Annotated in this window: 14 protein-coding genes and 1 riboswitch; of the genes, 6 read left to right on the top strand and 8 right to left on the bottom strand. The window is 67.7% G+C overall.

Features of this window, described 5'->3' with window-relative positions:
* Positions 1–55 precede the first annotated feature (55 nt).
* Positions 56–1,324 (bottom strand): NupC/NupG family nucleoside CNT transporter, encoded by a 1,269-nt coding sequence (locus OP498_RS12085; RefSeq protein ID WP_280547343.1) that lies wholly within the window; start codon positions 1,322–1,324, stop codon positions 56–58.
* Between the two features lie 128 nt (positions 1,325–1,452).
* Here OP498_RS12085 and OP498_RS12080 point away from each other — a divergent pair, with 128 nt between their 5' ends.
* Both OP498_RS12080 and OP498_RS12075 read left to right on the top strand, forming a co-directional pair.
* Positions 1,453–2,187 carry a DeoR/GlpR family DNA-binding transcription regulator gene (locus tag OP498_RS12080; RefSeq protein ID WP_280547342.1) on the top strand — a complete coding sequence of 245 codons (735 nt, stop codon included), beginning with the start codon at positions 1,453–1,455 and terminating at the stop codon, positions 2,185–2,187.
* Between the two features lie 144 nt (positions 2,188–2,331).
* A complete protein-coding gene (locus tag OP498_RS12075; protein WP_280547341.1) occupies positions 2,332–3,012 on the top strand; it encodes a CBS domain-containing protein in 681 nt (226 codons plus the stop codon).
* A 115-nt stretch (positions 3,013–3,127) separates the two neighbouring features.
* Here OP498_RS12075 and OP498_RS12070 read toward each other — a convergent pair whose 3' ends face one another.
* From OP498_RS12070 to OP498_RS12060, 3 genes are all read right to left on the bottom strand, one after another.
* The gene (locus OP498_RS12070; RefSeq protein WP_280547340.1) at positions 3,128–4,264 is read right to left on the bottom strand and encodes an aminotransferase class V-fold PLP-dependent enzyme; all 1,137 of its coding nucleotides are present in this window, start codon (positions 4,262–4,264) and stop codon (positions 3,128–3,130) included.
* A 139-nt stretch (positions 4,265–4,403) separates the two neighbouring features.
* On the bottom strand, positions 4,404–6,581 hold the full coding sequence (gene pta, locus OP498_RS12065) for a phosphate acetyltransferase (protein ID WP_280553689.1): 2,178 nt from the start codon (positions 6,579–6,581) through the stop codon (positions 4,404–4,406).
* Positions 6,568–7,761 carry an acetate/propionate family kinase gene (locus OP498_RS12060; protein WP_280553687.1) on the bottom strand — a complete coding sequence of 398 codons (1,194 nt, stop codon included), beginning with the start codon at positions 7,759–7,761 and terminating at the stop codon, positions 6,568–6,570. The genes pta and OP498_RS12060 overlap by 14 nt, the downstream gene beginning before the upstream one ends.
* Before the next feature lie 254 nt (positions 7,762–8,015).
* Between OP498_RS12060 and OP498_RS12055 the strand changes: the two genes are divergently transcribed.
* Both OP498_RS12055 and OP498_RS12050 read left to right on the top strand, forming a co-directional pair.
* On the top strand, positions 8,016–8,519 hold the full coding sequence (locus OP498_RS12055) for a porin family protein (RefSeq protein WP_280547337.1): 504 nt from the start codon (positions 8,016–8,018) through the stop codon (positions 8,517–8,519).
* A gap of 230 nt (positions 8,520–8,749) precedes the next feature.
* Positions 8,750–9,262: a porin family protein gene (locus tag OP498_RS12050; RefSeq protein ID WP_280547336.1), complete on the top strand. Its 513-nt coding sequence runs from the start codon at positions 8,750–8,752 to the stop codon at positions 9,260–9,262.
* 96 nt (positions 9,263–9,358) lie between these two features.
* Here OP498_RS12050 and thiC read toward each other — a convergent pair whose 3' ends face one another.
* The 4 genes from thiC to OP498_RS12030 all read right to left on the bottom strand — a co-directional run bounded on the left by thiC (position 9,359) and on the right by OP498_RS12030 (position 13,298).
* Entirely contained in the window at positions 9,359–11,263 is a 1,905-nt protein-coding gene (gene thiC, locus OP498_RS12045) for a phosphomethylpyrimidine synthase ThiC (RefSeq protein WP_280547334.1), read from the bottom strand.
* 78 nt (positions 11,264–11,341) lie between these two features.
* Positions 11,342–11,453, bottom strand: a riboswitch (TPP riboswitch).
* A 67-nt stretch (positions 11,454–11,520) separates the two neighbouring features.
* Entirely contained in the window at positions 11,521–12,450 is a 930-nt protein-coding gene (locus tag OP498_RS12040; protein WP_280547333.1) for a lysophospholipid acyltransferase family protein, read from the bottom strand.
* 3 nt (positions 12,451–12,453) lie between these two features.
* Positions 12,454–12,837 (bottom strand): DUF4870 domain-containing protein, encoded by a 384-nt coding sequence (locus OP498_RS12035; protein WP_280547332.1) that lies wholly within the window; start codon positions 12,835–12,837, stop codon positions 12,454–12,456.
* 68 nt (positions 12,838–12,905) lie between these two features.
* Positions 12,906–13,298: a VOC family protein gene (locus tag OP498_RS12030; protein WP_280547330.1), complete on the bottom strand. Its 393-nt coding sequence runs from the start codon at positions 13,296–13,298 to the stop codon at positions 12,906–12,908.
* Positions 13,299–13,337: 39 nt separating this feature from the next.
* On the opposite strand from OP498_RS12030, the gene OP498_RS12025 reads away from it, so the two are divergent.
* Entirely contained in the window at positions 13,338–13,976 is a 639-nt protein-coding gene (locus OP498_RS12025) for a class I SAM-dependent methyltransferase (RefSeq protein WP_280547329.1), read from the top strand.
* A 119-nt stretch (positions 13,977–14,095) separates the two neighbouring features.
* Entirely contained in the window at positions 14,096–15,469 is a 1,374-nt protein-coding gene (locus tag OP498_RS12020; RefSeq protein ID WP_280547328.1) for an MFS transporter, read from the top strand.
* Positions 15,470–15,471: the final 2 nt, after the last annotated feature.

Raw genomic sequence — 15,471 nt, 5'->3', positions numbered from 1 at the left:
AAAAGAGTCCTGTAGAGAAGCCTGACGCCGCGGCCGGGGCCGCGGCGTCGCCGGTTCATGCCCCGAGGGCGATGAAGAAGCCGGCCAGGGTGGCGGACATCAGGTTGGAGAGGGTACCGGCCAGCACCGCCTTGAGGCCGAAGCGGGCGATCTCGTGGCGGCGGCTGGGGGCGATGCTGCCCAGCCCCCCGAGCAGGATGGCGATGGAAGAGAGGTTGGCGAAGCCGCACAGTGCGAACGATAGGATCGCCGCGGAATGCCCGGACAGGGCCTCCCCGGTGGCGGCTACCACCTGCTCGCCGTCCAGGTAGGGCGCCAGATTGATGTAGGCTACGAACTCGTTGACCACCAGCTTTTGGCCGATGAAGGAGCCGGCCAGGGTCGCCTCCTGCCAGGGCACGCCGAGCAGGAAGGCCAGCGGCGCGAACAGCCAGCCGAGCAGCATCTCCAGGCTCAGCGACTCCATGCCGAACCAGCCGCCCACGCCACCGAGGATGCCGTTGACCAGGGCGATCAGGCCGATGAAGGCCAGCAGCATGGCGCCGACGTTGGCGGCCAGCATCAGGCCGGAGCTGGCCCCGGAGGCGGCGGCGTCGAGCACGTTAGCGGGATGGTTTTCCTCTTCCTCGAGTCGCTCCTCGGCGGCGGAGACGCTGTCCTCGGGCGTCTCGGTCTCGGGCATCAGCAGCTTGGCGAACAGCAGCCCGCCGGGGGCGGCCATGAAGGAGGCGGCCACCAGGTACTCCATGGGGATACCCAGCGCCGCATAGCCGGCCAGTACCGAGCCGGCCACCGAGGCCAGGCCACCGCACATCACCGCGAACAGCTGCGACGGGGTCATCCGCGCGATGAAGGGCCGCACCACCAGCGGCGCCTCGGTCTGGCCGACGAAGATGTTGGCCGTGGCCGACAGCGACTCGGTGCGCGAGGTGCCGAGCGCCTTCTGCAGGGCGCCGCCGAGGATGCGGATGATCCACTGCATGACGCCGATGTAGTAGAGCACCGCGGTCAGCGAGGAGAAGAAGATGATCACCGGCAGCACCTTGAAGGCGAACACGAAGCCGGTGGACTCGACGTCGGCCAGGCTGCCGAACAGGAAGCCGATGCCGTCATTGGCGTAGAGCACCACCTGGCTGACCGCATCGGAGACGGTGGCGAGCACGGTCTGGCCGGCTGGCACGTAGAGCACGAAGGCGCCGATGCTGGCCTGGATGGCGAAGGCGCCGCCCACGGTGCGCAGTCGGATGGCGCGGCGATTGGAAGAGAAGATCAGGGCGATGGCGATCAGCGTCATCATCCCGACCAGGCTCATGAGGAGGGTCATGGGGCACCTATCTGGCTGGGCGGCCTGGGGCGGCAGGCATGCGGATGAGTGTAAGGTGAAATCTATAACATTCAGTGTTATTTTTCTAACATATTTCCATCATCGGGCCCTCAGGAGAGCCGCAGGAGATGAACGAACGCACTGCCCGGCGCCGCGCCCGGCTGAGTGATGCCCTGGCCCGCGGCGGGAGCCTGCGCCTGCAGGATGCCGCGGTGCTGTGCGGGGTGTCGGAGATGACCATTCGCCGCGACCTGGCCGCCGGGGAGGGCGGGCTGCGGCTGATGGGGGGCCACCTGGTGCGCAGTGACGACCCGCGCTATGCGCCGGTCTACGACCTGGCGGCCCAGCAGGACCGCCATGCCGAGGCCAAGCGCCGGCTCTGCCAGCGGGCGGCCCGCCGCATCGAGCCCGGCGACACCCTGTTCATCGACTGCGGCACGACGCTGATGCCGCTGGCCGCTGGCCTGCCGGCCGACCAGTCGCTGACCGTGGTGACCTATGCCCTGAACGTGGCCGATGCGGTGAGCGTGCTGCCCGGGGTGCGGCTGATCCTGCTGGGCGGGGTCTACCATGGCTCGTCGCGCTCCTTCGCCAGCGAGGCGATGGGCGATGCCATCCGGCACCTCGGTATCAACAAGGCCTTTCTCTCCGCGGCGGGCGTGCACCGGCAGAAGGGCCTGAGCTGCTTCCACTTCCATGAGGTGCTCCCCAAGCAGGCGGCGATCACCACCGCGGCGCATCGCCTGCTGGTGGTGGACGAGAGCAAGCTGGGGGTGATTCGGCCAGCGCGCTTCGCCGGGCTCGAGGAGGTCGACGAGGTGATCACCGATGGCACGCTCGCCGCGGAAGGCGGGCCGGCATGACGCCTGCCGCCGACACCTGCCGGGCTGTCAGGCTTCGACCGTATCCCCGGGCTACGTTGACAGTTTTTGGCGTGGATCAAGGCGAAGAGCACAGGGCATTGCTATGTTGGTTCTACAAGCCCCTGAACCTGCTGGAGAACGTCGATGCAAGCCGCAGATGTCATGACCCCCAACGTGATCACCGTCACCCCCGACAGTGAAGTCAGTGAGATCGCCAGCCTGCTGCTGGAACACGGCATCAGCGCCGTGCCGGTGGTGGATGCCGACGACAAGGTGCTCGGCATCGTCAGCGAGGGGGACCTGATGCGCCGGGTCGAGAACGACACCGACCAGCACAAGTCCTGGTGGCTGAAGCTCTTCAGCGGCGGCAATGCCGTGGACTACGTCAAGAGCCACGGCCGCAAGGCCAGCGAGATCATGACGCCGCATCCGCTCACCGTCACCGAGGACGAGCCGCTGCACCGCATCGCCTCGCTGCTCGAGAAGCGCCGCATCAAGCGGGTGCCGGTGGTGCGAGATGGCAAGCTGGTGGGCATCGTCAGCCGTTCCAATCTGCTGCGCGGCTTCTCGGTGAACCGCCAGCCTGCCGGTGGCGGTGATGACCGCGCGATCCGCGATGCCATCCTCAAGGAGGTGGACGAGCACACCGGGGTGATGGTCGACCGGCTCAACATCATCGTGGCCGAGGGCAAGGTGCAGCTCTGGGGGCTGGTGGACAGCAAGGAGCAGCGCCAGGCCGTGCAGGTCGCGGCGGAGAACATCGGCGGCGTGACGGAGGTGGAGAACAACCTGGGCTTCATGCCCCGGGGCATGGGCGGCTACTGAAGCCGCGGCGTCCCGGCGCATGCGACAGCGGGGCGGCCAGATGGCCGCCCCGCTTTCTTTAATGGTCAGGAACGATCGGGCGCGACACCCGCGCCCGGTGATGTGGTGTGGCGACTCAGTCGTTGGCGCCCTGCACCTTGGCTAGGGCCGTTTCCAGGCTCTCGAGGGTGCGCTCCGGATGGTGGAGCTTGTCGAGGCCGAACAGGCCGATGCGGAAGGCACGGTAGTCCTCGCCTTCGTCACACATCAGCGGGACCCCCGCGGCCACCTGGACACCGGCCGCCAGGAACTTGCCGACGATGCCCTCGTCCTCGGTGTAGCAGACCACCACGCCGGGCGCCTCGAACCCGGGAGCCGCCACGCTGAAAAAGCCGTGCTCGGCGAGCATCTCGCGCACCCGGCGCCCGACCTCCCACTGCTCGTCACGCACCTTGTCGAGGCCGTATTGCTGGGTCTCGCGCATCACGTCGCGCAGCTGGCGCAGGCCGTCGGTGGGCAGAGTAGCGTGATAGGCGTGGCCCCCGGCTTCGTAGGTTTCCATGATCGACAGCCACTTCTTCAGGTCGCAGGCGAAGCTGGTGCTGGTGGTCTCCTCGATGATCTCCCGGGCCTGACGGGAGAGCATCACCATGCCGCAGCAGGGGCTGGCGCTCCAGCCCTTCTGCGGGGCACTGACCAGCACGTCGACGCCGATGTCCTGCATGTCGATCCAGAGGGTGCCGGAGGCGATGCAGTCGAGCACGAAGAGCCCGCCCTGCTCGTGGATGGCGTCGGCGATCTGGCGCAGGTAACCGTCCGGCAGCAGCATGCCCGAGGCGGTTTCCACGTGGGGAGCGAAGACGATATCGGGCTGCTGGTCATGGATAGACGCGACCACTTCCTCGATAGGGGGCGGGCCGAAGGGCGCGGTCGGGTCATCCTCGTCGAGGCGACGCGCCTTGAGTACGCTGACCTCGGAGGGGATCTTGCCCATCTCCAGTATTTGGCTCCAACGATAGCTGAACCAGCCGTTGCGGATCACCAGGCAGCGACGCTCCTTGGCGAACTGGCGTGCCACGGCCTCCATGCCGAAGGTCCCGCTGCCGGGAACGATCACCGTCGAGTGGGCGTGGTACGCCTCCTTCAAGGTGGAGGAGACGTCGCGCATCACACCTTGGAAGCTCTTTGACATGTGGTTCAGTGCGCGATCGGTGTAGACCACCGAGTACTCGAGCAGTCCATCCGGGTCGACATCGGGTAGCAGTCCGGCCATTTCGTTCTCCGTGTTGGGGGGCAGGGCCTGTCGTGAACAGGCCGCTCGTCTCCAGAGGATATTCCGATTCCCGGTGTCGGGCCAGCGACGCGGTCAACCCTGGGCTCGCCGGGCTGCGGATCCAAGGTGAGGCGCGCGCTCAGCCCTGCTGCGCGGCCTGGATGGCGGTTAGGGCGATGGTGTAGACGATGTCGTCGACCAAGGCCCCACGGGAGAGGTCATTCACCGGCTTGTTGAGCCCCTGCAGCATGGGGCCGACGCTGACCACCCCGGCGCTGCGCTGCACCGCCTTGTAGGTGGTGTTGCCGGTGTTGAGGTCGGGGAAGATGAAGACCGTGGCGCGCCCCGCCACCGGGGAGTCGGGGGCCTTCTGGCGGCCCACGCTCTCGATGGCGGCGGCATCGTACTGCAGCGGGCCGTCGATGCACAGCGACGGTTCGCGCTCCCGGGCGATGCGCGTGGCCTCGCGGACCTTATCGACGTCGGCGCCGCTGCCAGACTCGCCGGTGGAGTAGCTGATCATGGCCACTCGGGGCTCGATGCCGAAGGCCGCGGCGGAGCGGGCGCTCTGGATGGCGATCTCGGCCAGGGCTTCGGCGTCCGGATCCGGGATCACCGCGCAGTCGCCATAGACCACCACCTGCTCGGGCAGCAGCATGAAGAAGATCGACGATGCCTTCCGATAGCCCGGCGCCGTGCGGATCAGCTGGAAGGCCGGGCGCACGGTGTTGGCGGTGGTATGGATCGCCCCGGAGACGAGGCCGTCGACCTCGTCCTCGGCCAGCATCATGGTGCCGAGCACCACGTTGTCCTGTAGCTGCGACGCGGCCGTCAGCGCATTGAGCCTGTCGGGACGGCGCTTGACCATCGGCTTGACGTAGGAGAGGCGGATCTCGGCCGGATCGAGGATCTCGAGGCCCTCGGGCAGTTCGATGCCGCGCTGGCGGGCGACGTCCTCGACCTCCTCGCGCTTGGCCAGCAGCACACAGCACGCAATGCCGCGCCGCTGGCAGATCACGGCGGCTTCCACGGTGCGCGGCTCGCTGCCCTCGGGCAGCACGATGCGCTTGCCCGCCTGCTGCGCCGTCTTCACCAGCTGGTGGCGGAAGGCGGCGGGGGAGAGACGGCTTGGATAGCCGCGACTGAGGTTCTCCTTGAGCCACTGCAGGTCGAGGTGGCCGGCGACGAAGCGGGTCACCTGCTCGGCCCGCTCCGGGTCGTCGATGGGGATGTCGTTGGCCATGCGATCGAGGCGCTGGGCCGTGGCGAAGCTGTCGGAGTCCACCGCCATCACTGGCAGGCCGCTGCGCAGCGCGGGGCGGCAGAACTCGATCATGGCCTCATCCGGCAGCTCGCCATGGGTCAGCAGGATGCCCGCCAGCGGCACGCCGTTCATGGTCGCGAGCGCCGCGGCAAGCAGGATGTCGTCGCGGTCGCCGGGGGTGACCAGCAGGCGGCCGGGGCGGAACACGTGCAGGGCATGGGAGGCGCTACGCGCACACAGGCTGGTGCCCAGCACACGACGGCTGGCGGCCTCGCCCTCGTGCAGGAAGCGTGCCTCCAGGGCGCGGGCGACGTCCAGTACCCGCGGGGCGGAGAGGGCCGCATGCCAGGGCACGGCGCCGATCAGTTGGAAGCGCTCGCCGCCCAGGGCCGGCAGGTAGCGGCGCAGGCGGGCGATCAGCTGCGCGTCACGCTGGGCGGTGAGCTCCGGGGCCGCTAGGGGCGTGTGGCTGTCGCCGTTCGGCAGCGGGCGCAGCCGCATCAGGATACAGCCCAGGGTGCGCGGCGAGTCCACGCCATCGAAGGCCTGGGCATGCATGTCGAGCCGCTCGGCCAGCTCCTGGGGGGCGCTCAGGTCACCGTCGGCGACCAGGATGATGCGCGCATTGAGGGCATGCGCCAGCTGAGCATTGAGCTGGGTCGCATAGCTGCTGTGCTGGCTGGGCGCGAGCCCCTCGATCACCACCAGCTCGGGGGCCTGGCCGGCGTCCGGGGAGGCGACCCGGGCATGGCGCTCCACGGCCTCCTCCATCAGCTCGTCGCTGCTGTCCTCGCGCAGCAGGCGCTCCAGCCGTGCCTGGGAGAGCGGCTCGGGAGGCGACAGGCCCAGGGTGCTGGTGGCCAGGGCACAGGATCGGTCCGGCCCGTTGCCGTTGAGTTCGTCTTGCCGGAACGGCTTGAGAAAGCCGGCCTTGAGCCCGAGGGTATCCAGGGCGCGTATCAGCCCGAGGCAGGCCGAGGTCAGGCCCACGCCGCTGTCGGTGGGCACCAGCAGCAGGTTGCGGGGCTCGGGACGGTGATCAAGTGGCGTCATACGGGTGCTCCTGCAGCAGCTGGCGGGTTTCCTCGGCGATGCGGCCTTCCTCATCGGTGGGGATGACCCATAGCTGGGGTCCGCCCTGGTCGAGGTCGATGCGGCCTTCGCGGCCGCCCACGGTGGCGGCGTTGGCCTTGGCGGCCAGCCGCAGGCCGAAGTGGGGCAGCTGTTCGATGACCCGCGCGCGTACGGCGCTGGCATTCTCGCCAATGCCTGCGGTGAAGGCGATGCCATCCAGGCGGGGCAGCGTGCAGGAGAGGGCCGCCAGGGACTTGGCCACGCGGTAGCAGAACACCTCGATGGCTAACTCGGCGCCCGCATGATGCTCGGCGGCGGCCTGTTCGAGACGGTGCATGTCGTTGGAGAGGCCGGAGAGTCCCAGTAGGCCACTCTCCTTGTTGAGCAGGGTATCGATGCGCTCCAGCGACCAGCCCAGCTGGCGGGCCAGGTGGGCATGCAGGCCCGGGTCCACGTCGCCGCTGCGGGTGCCCATCACCAGCCCCTCCAGGGGCGTCAGCCCCATGCTGGTATCGACGCTGTGTCCCTGCCAGACCGCACAGGTGGAGCAGCCATTGCCCAGGTGGGCGATGAGCCAACCGCCATGGAGCCGCCCACTGAGGGCATCGAGCCGGGCACTCACATAGGCGTGGCTGCTGCCATGGAAGCCATAGCGGCGGATGCCGTGGTTGCGATAGAGCCCTTCCGGCAGCGCATACCGATAGGCACGAGGGGGTAGGGTCTGGTGGAAGGCGGTATCGAAGACCGCCACCTGAGGCAGGTCGGGGAAGAGCTCCAGGGTCGCCTTGACCCCCGCCAGGTTGGCCGGGTTGTGCAGCGGGGCCAGGGCCGTGGTCGCCTTGATGGCCGCCACTACGACATCGTCGATTCTTGCCGCTTGGGTGAACTGTTCGCCGCCATGGACGATGCGATGTCCCACCGCCACGGGGTGCAACCCCTCCAGGCGCTCGAAGATGGCCGCCATGGCCTCGGTGTGGCTGGCGCCATGCAGGGGGCATGAGAATTCATGGCCGGCGCCGTCGACCCCGGTGAGACGCGCCTCCTCGCCGCCCAGGCGCTCGGCCAGGCCGGCCAGGCGAGGCTGGTCGGGAGAGGTGGAGACGAGGGCGAACTTGATGGACGAGGAGCCGCAGTTGAGTACCAGTATCGGGTCGTTCATGGCGCGTCCTGTCAGGGGTGTCGGGGGCGCGGGCGTTGCGGCCAGGGGGTGCCTGGCGAATGGCCCTCGGGCAAGGGGAATCTAGCATGTTGCAGTGCGGGATGCAGTGACCTGGACGGCTTGATGCCGGGCACCCTGCCGTCTCCCTCTCCCCTGGCAGGGCGCTGGCGGCGGAACATCTTGCACTTTGGTCGAAGCTGTACCAGAATGAATCCTGTATAAGGAAACACTGTTTCCTAACTGGGAGGTTCACCATGAAGACCATCACGATTTCCGCCGTCTCCGCCGCCCTGCTGCTGGCCGCGGCCACCGCTCATGCCCAGGGCAGCCCGATGAACTACCAGCCGAGCCCGTACCTCGGCGGTGACGCCATGTTCTGGGAACTCGACCCCGATGAAGGTGGCAGCTTCGATAGCACCGGCCTGCGCCTGCGCGGTGGCGTAGCGTTCAACGACTATTTTGGTCTCGAGGGCCATCTCGGTACCGGTGGCTCCGACGGCCCGGCCGAGCTGGATTACCTGGCCGGCGTCTATGCCAAGGGGACCCTGCCAATCGCCCCGGAATTCCGCCTCTACGGCCTGGCGGGCTTCAGCGAGGTAGATTTCGACACCGATGACGAGAGCGACTTCTCCTACGGCGCCGGGGCCGAGTTCGACGTGGCGCCCAACCTCGCCGTGGGAGCCGACTACATGCGCTACCTGGACGAGTCGAACTACACCTTCGACGCCGCCAGCCTCGGGATGACGTTCCGCTTCTGATCTCCGGGCAGGTTCCACGCCGCCATGCCCTGAAATGCGCCCCCGCCGGGTTTCCAGCGGGGGCGCTTGTCGTTGGAGGATGCCGCGCCCGTCCCGCAGCCACCTGTCTGCATCGCGTCAGCGGGCCGGTACTGGCCTGACATGGCCGTGGAGGTGAGTGCCCGGATGGGTTCGTAAGGCACCACGGGCGTCGACGACAAAGTGGGCAAGCCAATCAAAGGGAGATGGCCATGAAGACGTCAGTCATTGGCGCCGCATCCTTGGCAGCGCTGCTTTTCACCGGGGCAGTTCAGGCGCAGAGCGGGCCCTTGGCCTACCAGCCGACCACCTATGCGGGTGTCGATGCCATGTTCTGGGAGCTCGACCGGCGTGGGTACCGCGATGGCCTCGACAGCGTCGGTGTGAGGTTACGTGGTGGCGTCGAACTCAACGATTACCTGGCCATCGAGGGACATCTGGGCACCGGCGGGTCCGATGGCCCGGCGAACCTCGACTATCTTGCCGGGGGCTATGTCAAGGGCATGCTGCCGATCACCCCGGAGTTCAAGGTCCATGGTGTGCTGGGGGCCACTGAAGTGGAGTTCGACGGGACGAGGGACAGCGAGAGTGATGTTTCCTACGGTGCCGGTGCCAGCTATGACGTGACACCGAACCTGGCCATCGGTGCAGACTACATGCACTATCTGGACACGTCCGATATCGACTTCGAGGCGGTCAGCCTCGGCCTGACTTTTCGGTTCTGACTCGCGCGGGCGCCCGGGTCGGCATATCATTTGGAGAATGTCCCGTTGCTACCAAGTAGCAACGGGACATTCCGTTTTCAAGGCCCGCGTCGAGCCTTATACCTCCCGGTAGAGCTCGCTGCCTTCGCGGCGGAACTTCTCGGCCTGCTCCTCCATGCCCTTCATGACGGCGTCCTGATCGCCGTCCAGGCCATGTTCGCTTGCATAGTCACGTACCTCCTGGCTGATCTTCATCGAGCAGAACTTGGGCCCGCACATGGAGCAGAAGTGGGCCACCTTGGCCGAGTCCTTGGGCAGGGTCTCGTCGTGGTATTCCCGGGCGGTGTCCGGGTCGAGGCCTAGATTGAACTGGTCTTCCCAGCGGAACTCGAAGCGCGCCTTGGAGAGCGCGTTGTCACGGCGCTGGGCGGCCGGGTGGCCCTTGGCGAGGTCGGCGGCGTGGGCGGCGATCTTGTAGGTGATGATGCCGGTCTTGACGTCGTCCTTGTTGGGCAGGCCCAGGTGCTCCTTGGGAGTCACGTAGCAGAGCATGGCGCAGCCGTACCAGCCGATCATCGCCGCGCCGATGCCGGAGGTGATGTGGTCGTAGCCGGGCGCGATGTCGGTGGTCAGCGGCCCCAGGGTGTAGAAGGGCGCCTCGTCGCACTCGGTGAGCTGCTTGTCCATGTTCTCCTTGATCAGGTGCATGGGCACATGGCCGGGACCCTCGATCATCACCTGGACGTCGTGCCGCCAGGCGATATGGGTCAGCTCGCCCAGGGTCTCCAGTTCGGCGAACTGCGCCTCGTCGTTGGCGTCCGCCACCGAGCCCGGGCGCAGGCCGTCGCCCAGCGAGAAGGCCACATCATAAGCCTTGCAGATCTCGCAGATCTCCTCGAAGTGGGTGTAGAGGAAGCTCTCCTGGTGATGGAAGAGGCACCACTTGGCCATGATCGACCCGCCACGGGAAACGATGCCGGTGACCCGCTTGGCGGTCAGCGGCACGTAGCGCAGCAGCACCCCGGCGTGGATGGTGAAGTAGTCCACGCCTTGCTCGGCCTGCTCGATCAGGGTGTCGCGGAACACCTCCCAGGTCAGGTCCTCGGCCACGCCGCCCACCTTCTCCAGCGCCTGGTAGATGGGCACGGTGCCGATGGGCACCGGGGCGTTGCGGATGATCCACTCGCGGGTCTCGTGGATGTTCTGCCCGGTGGAGAGGTCCATGATGGTGTCCGACCCCCAGCGGATCCCCCAGGTCATCTTGTCGACCTCGTCCTCGATGGAGGAGGTGACCGCCGAGTTGCCCAGGTTGCCGTTGATCTTCACCAAGAAGTTGCGACCGATGATCATCGGTTCGGATTCCGGGTGGTTGATGTTGCAGGGGATGATGGCCCGCCCCGCCGCGACCTCGGCGCGCACGAACTCCGGGGTGATCTCTTCGGGCAGCCGGGCACCGAAGCTCTCGCCGGGGTGCTGGTGGCCCAGGATGCGCTCCACCTCTGCCGTCCCCTGGGCTTGTCGACGTTGATTTTCCCGGATGGCGATGAACTCCATCTCCGGGGTGATGATGCCCTGGCGGGCATAGTGCAGCTGGGTGACGTTCCCTGCCTGGCCGTCTTGTGAAGGGCGTGCGCGACGCGGCGTGCGGGTCAGGTCGAAGCGAAGCGGGGCGAGCAGCGGGTCGTTGGCCCGGCGCCGGCCGTAGTCGCTGGTGGGGCCGTCGAGGAGTTCGGTATCGTCGCGCGCCTCGATCCAGGCGTGGCGCAGCGCGGGCAGGCCGCGGCGCAGGTCGATCTCGGCCGCCGGGTCGGTGTAGGGGCCGGAGGTGTCGTAGACCAGCAGCGGCGGGTTCTCCTCATAGGCGCCGGAGGTCCTGGTGGGCGAGAGCGATATCTCGCGGAACGGGACCCGGATGTCGGGGCGTGAGCCCGTCACAAAGATCTTGCGCGAGCCGGGCAGCGGCTGGACGGCGGCCGCGTCGACGCGGGCGGTCTCGGCGAGGAAACGGGCGGTCTTGCTCATGGTGTTCTCCCTTGAGGGTTTTGCGATTGTCAGGGAGGACAGCAGGGAGGACAGGGGCCGCCAGGCGTGGGGTGCCATGGAGGCGTGTCGCTTGATCCCTACGCTGGTCCTAGCCAGTTCAGGTTCAACGGGATCCATGCTCGAAAGCGCATGATCTCAGCCGTCTTCAACGGCACCCCGTCAAGCGAGGTTCTACTGTAGCAGGAAGAGACACCATTGCCAGCCCGGCAAGGCGGGCTATCGGGTCTCCGTGGCGATCAATAGAGCCGGAAACGCTTGAAGTCGGGGCGGCCCTCGGCCTCCTCCGGGGTCTTGCGGTAGCGCTTGTATTCCCACTGGTACTGGGCCGGGTCCAGGGCAATGGCGGCCTCCACGCTGGCATTGACGCCGGTGGCTGAGGTGACCTCGTCAGGGTCGTAGACCCGCGCGTCGGCGGCCAGGAAATGCAGGGCGAAGCCCTTGCCGGGCAGACGCAGCGCCACCCCGGTGACGACCCGCGCCTCGGTGCGCGCCACCAGCTTGGGCAGCAGGGTGGCGGTGTAGGCGAGCCGGCCAAAGAAGGGCGCGAACACGCCACTGCCCCAGTCGGGCTCCTGGTCGGGCAGGATGCCCACGGCCTCGGAGCGCTTGAGCGCCTTGAGCAGGGCGGCCACGCCGCGGGAGTTGGTGGGCACCAGGCTCGCCCCCTGGCGTTCGCGGCCCTGGCGGATGATCGGGTCCAGCGGGGCGAGCTTGGGGGGCTCGTACATGGCGGTGAAGGGGAAGTGGCCGGAGAGCCAGAAGTTGAGCACCTCCCAGTTGCCGAAGTGGGGGGCCAGCACGATGACGCCGCGCCCCTCGGCGCGGGCCTCGTCGAGCAGCTCGCGGCCGTGGACCTTGAGGATCGAGGCCTCGACGCGGTCGGGGTCGCCCATCCAGGCGAAGCCCAGCTCGAGCATGGTGGCGGTGGAGTGAGTCAGGCTCTGCCGGGAGAGCTGGCGACGTTCGGCCGGGCTGCGGGAGGGGTAGACCTCGGCCAGGTTGGTGCGGGTGACCCGACGCTCCCGGCGGCTCAGCTGCTCCACCAGCGGGCCGACCAGTCGGGCCAGCCGCCACAGGGTGGCGAGGCGGCGACCGGCGAGGCGGCGCCACAGGGTGGCGATGGCACGGGCCTGGAGGGTACTCCAGCTGGACTCACCTCTTGCCATGGATCAGACCCACCAGCTGTCCACGTTGTCCGGCGCACGCTGCTCGTTGAGGGCCTTGAGCCCCTTCACGCAACGGATCACCAGCCACACCACCGCGGCCAGCCAGGTGAGAAAGCCGATGAGGACCAGGGTCAGCAGGCCGGAAATGCCGAAGTAGAGCAGGGCGATCCAGAAGGTCCGGATCTGGTAGCGATAATGCTCGTCGAGCCACGCCGGCCCCTTGCCGCGGTAGACATAGGCGATCACCACGCCGACCAGCGAGGTGAGGCCGCCGGTGATCATGCCGGCCAGGTGCAGCACGTACACCACTATGGGAAGGGTCGTGTCGGGGGCGGAGCCCCGTTTGGCAATGGCGCGGTCGTCGTCCTGTGGCAGCTGGTCGTTCATGGGGCGTCCTCGTAGAGCGAATCGCTGACGCCAATCATACCGGTCGAGGACGACAATGCCACCGGGCCTCAGTCGGTCCGGGGCTTCACGGGGCGGCTGAGTTCCAGCAGGTTGCCGTCCGGGTCGCGCAGGTAGAGCGAGGTGATCTCGCCGGTGGCGCCCTGTCGGGCCACCGGGCCGAGTTCCACCTCGACCTCCAGCGCCTCCAGATGGCGCTGGACCTCGTCGAGCGGCAGCAGGCTACGCAGGCAGAGATCCAGGCTGCCGGGCGTGGGCGTGGCGGCCCGCGGGGTGACGTCGGTGGCGGTCCAGTGCAGGCGTAGGGCGACATCGCCCAGCATCAGGTCGACGCGCTCGCGGTCGCGGTAGCGCACTTCCAGTCCCAGCACCCGTGAGTAGAAGTCCACGGCACGGGAAATGTCGGTCACGGTGATGACCAGATGGTCCAGACCTGACAGCATTCGGGTCTCCTTGCGGGGTTCTGGAGAGAGCAGGATACGATGATGCTGACTTGTCCGCTATGTACGTCCACCGACACCGGGTACTTTCATCGTGATGGCCGGCGCGACTACCACCGCTGTCGGCACTGTGCGCTGGTGTTCGTGCCTCCCGACCAGCGGCTCGGACCGGCAGCGGAGCGGGCGGTCTACGACCGGCACCAGAACGCCCCGGACGACCCCGGCTATCGCCGCTTCCTGTCACGGCTCTTCGACCCGCTACGCGAGCGGCTGCCGCCCGGCGCCCGAGGGCTCGACTTCGGTGCCGGCCCCGGGCCGACCCTGTCGGTGATGTTCGAGGAGGCGGGGCACCCCATGGCAATCTATGACCCCTTCTACGCGCCGGATGCCAGCGTGCTGGTAGGCGAATACGATTTTATCACCGCCACCGAGGTGGTCGAGCATCTGTTCGAGCCCGGTCGGGAACTGGCGAGACTGACCGATATGCTTCCGTCCGGCGGCTGGCTGGGGCTGATGACCAAGCGCGTCACCGACCACCAGGCCTTCACGCGCTGGCACTACATCCTCGATCCCACCCATGTTGCCTTCTTCAGCGAGGCGACCTTCGTGTGGCTGGCCGGCCACCTGGACATGCGGGTCGAGTTTTCTGCGGCGGACGTGGCACTGCTGCAGCGTCGATAAATCGATTGACTCGCCGTCGGCCGGGAGTATGATTCGCGCGCTCACGATGCCGCGAGCAGGCGCTCCACGGCACTCTCTGCCACGCTTCTCCCTTATCACCTGCTGCTGTGAGGCCCTTCATGTCACGGCAATTGCTGGCCATGGCCCTGGCCCCCCTGCTGGGGCTCTTCATCCTCGGGATCGGCAATGGCTTTTTGGCCACGGTGATCACCCTGCGCCTGGACGCTGCCGGCGAGTCGCCGGTGGTGATCGGCTGGGTCTCCTCGGCCTACTTCATCGGCCTGGCGGTGGGCGCCATGCTCAACGACCGCCTGCTGCTGCGCATCGGCCATATCCGCGCCTACGGCAGCTTCGCCTCGCTGGTAGCGGTGACGGTGCTGCTGCAGGGGCTGGTGGCCGAGCCCTGGGCCTGGTTCGCCCTGCGCCTGGTCGGCGGCTGGGCCACGGTGGGCGTCTACCTGGTGATCGAGAGCTGGCTGCTGGCCTCTGGCGATGCCAGGGTGCGCGGCCGGCTGCTGGCGCTCTACATGATCTCGCTCTATGCCGCCGGCGTGCTCGGTCAGCTGCTGCTCGGCGTCACCGAGGCCATGGGCGGGGCGGCGTCGTTCATGGTGATCGGCATGCTGGCCTCGCTCTCGGTGCTGCCCATGGCGATGATCCCGCGGGTCTCGCCGCTGATCGAGAAGGCCGAGCCGCTCTCGCCGCTGCGCCTGATCACCCTGACCCCTACCGGGGTGATGGGCAGTTTCGGCTCGGGGTTGCTGGTCGCGGCCGTCTATTCCCTGCTGCCGCTCTACCTCCAGCGCACCGGCCTTTCGGTCGACCGGATCGGGCAGATGATGGCGGTGGTGGTGCTCGGTGCCATGCTGCTGCAGTATCCGGTGGGGCGCTGGTCGGACCGCCATGATCGCCAGCAGGTACTCATCCTGATCGGGGCCTTCTGCACGCTGATCTCCGCGGCGGTGCTGTGGCTGCCGATGAATTCGTGGCTCCTGGCCGGGCTGCTGTTCCTGCTCGGCGGAGGCGTCTTCTCGCTGTATCCGGTGGCGGTGGGCCATGCCGCCGACCGTGCCCCGGCCGGTGCCCTGGTGCGCATGAGCCAGGGCCTGCTGCTGATCAACGCCATCGGTTCGGCGCTCAGCCCACCGCTGATCTCGCCGGTGATGGGCGTGCTGGGCGATGCCGGCCTGTTCTGGGCTTTCGGTGCCGTCGGTGTCTTCCTGGTGGCCTTCTTCGTTTGGCGGCGCAGCGTGCGTCCGGCACCGTTGCCGGTGGCGCCCTTCCATGCCAGTACGCCGATGTCGGCGGCAGGCGCCGAGCTCGCCGTCACCGAGGAATGGGTCCAGGGGGCCCTGGAGCACGAGCACGTGGAGGACCTCTCCGGGGCCGTGTCCGAGGTGGAGGTGGCCGAGCCGCTGGTGGGGCCACCACCGCGCGACGAGGCCCGTATCGCCTACTTCGACGAGCCTGAGGAGACTAAGACTTTGGGATAATA

This window comes from Halomonas sp. 25-S5, assembly GCF_029889845.1.
Taxonomy (GTDB): Bacteria; Pseudomonadota; Gammaproteobacteria; order Pseudomonadales; family Halomonadaceae; genus Halomonas.
Note: the sequence above shows the minus strand (reverse complement) of the source record. Positions and strands in the feature narration are given on the sequence as shown.

Bases quoted from the DNA above. Each gene is read 5' to 3' on its own strand.
- OP498_RS12050 (WP_280547336.1), top strand. From the start codon at position 8,750: ATGAAGACGTCAGTCATTGGCGCCGCATCCTTGGCAGCGCTGCTTTTC.
- OP498_RS12020 (WP_280547328.1), top strand. From the start codon at position 14,096: ATGTCACGGCAATTGCTGGCCATGGCCCTGGCCCCCCTGCTGGGGCTC.
- OP498_RS12085 (WP_280547343.1), bottom strand. From the start codon at position 1,324: ATGACCCTCCTCATGAGCCTGGTCGGGATGATGACGCTGATCGCCATC.
- OP498_RS12080 (WP_280547342.1), top strand. From the start codon at position 1,453: ATGAACGAACGCACTGCCCGGCGCCGCGCCCGGCTGAGTGATGCCCTG.
- OP498_RS12075 (WP_280547341.1), top strand. From the start codon at position 2,332: ATGCAAGCCGCAGATGTCATGACCCCCAACGTGATCACCGTCACCCCC.
- OP498_RS12070 (WP_280547340.1), bottom strand. From the start codon at position 4,264: ATGGCCGGACTGCTACCCGATGTCGACCCGGATGGACTGCTCGAGTAC.
- OP498_RS12035 (WP_280547332.1), bottom strand. From the start codon at position 12,837: ATGAACGACCAGCTGCCACAGGACGACGACCGCGCCATTGCCAAACGG.
- OP498_RS12030 (WP_280547330.1), bottom strand. From the start codon at position 13,298: ATGCTGTCAGGTCTGGACCATCTGGTCATCACCGTGACCGACATTTCC.
- OP498_RS12060 (WP_280553687.1), bottom strand. From the start codon at position 7,761: ATGAACGACCCGATACTGGTACTCAACTGCGGCTCCTCGTCCATCAAG.
- thiC (WP_280547334.1), bottom strand. From the start codon at position 11,263: ATGAGCAAGACCGCCCGTTTCCTCGCCGAGACCGCCCGCGTCGACGCG.
- OP498_RS12055 (WP_280547337.1), top strand. From the start codon at position 8,016: ATGAAGACCATCACGATTTCCGCCGTCTCCGCCGCCCTGCTGCTGGCC.
- OP498_RS12025 (WP_280547329.1), top strand. From the start codon at position 13,338: ATGATGCTGACTTGTCCGCTATGTACGTCCACCGACACCGGGTACTTT.
- OP498_RS12040 (WP_280547333.1), bottom strand. From the start codon at position 12,450: ATGGCAAGAGGTGAGTCCAGCTGGAGTACCCTCCAGGCCCGTGCCATC.
- pta (WP_280553689.1), bottom strand. From the start codon at position 6,581: ATGACGCCACTTGATCACCGTCCCGAGCCCCGCAACCTGCTGCTGGTG.